The 533-nt window shown below is 60.8% G+C and carries 1 protein-coding gene; it reads left to right on the forward strand.

All coding sequences use genetic code 11. The features are described 5' to 3' along the window. Positions 1 to 492, forward strand: a 492-nt coding sequence (locus AACY19_RS26925) for a GNAT family N-acetyltransferase (protein WP_339454535.1), incomplete at its 5' end; no start/stop codon positions are given. Positions 493 to 533 lie beyond the last annotated feature (41 nt).

A 533-nucleotide genomic window follows, 5' to 3' on the forward strand; every position in this document is an offset into this window, starting at 1 on the left:
CACTGCGGAAGCTGCCGCATGAGCACGATGCTCGGGATCGATTTGCGCAGCGGTGCCGTTGCCGATCTCGCGATCGTCGATCGAATCATGCAGGCAGCGTTTGATGCCCGTTTCGGAGAAGCGTGGACTCACAATCAAGTCCTGGGTCTGCTGGCCATGCCCGGTGTGTGGCTGACGATTGCCGAAGTCGGCGGAGAGCCGGCCGGTTTTGCGCTCTGCCGCCGAGTCCTGGAAGAAGCGGAGTTGCTGCTGCTTGCGACCGCGCCGCATTTGCGGCGGCGCGGCGTTGCCGCTGCTTTGCTCCGCGCGGTCGCGTCGGACGCGTCGGCGCAAGGTGCGCGGACGCTCCACCTGGAAGTGCGCGACGGCAACGAAGCGATCAAGCTCTATAGCAACGAAGGCTTTGCAAAAGTCGGCGAACGTCGAGATTACTATCGGGGACCTAACGGTCGCCTGTTCGATGCTCTGACATTTCAGCGGGACCTAGCCTAACAATTTTACCTAACAATACTGTCATGCGGCACAATACCTAC

This window comes from Pseudomonas sp. EA_5y_Pfl2_R50 (assembly GCF_963970475.1).
In the GTDB taxonomy this organism is placed as follows: Bacteria; Pseudomonadota; Gammaproteobacteria; order Pseudomonadales; family Pseudomonadaceae; genus Aquipseudomonas.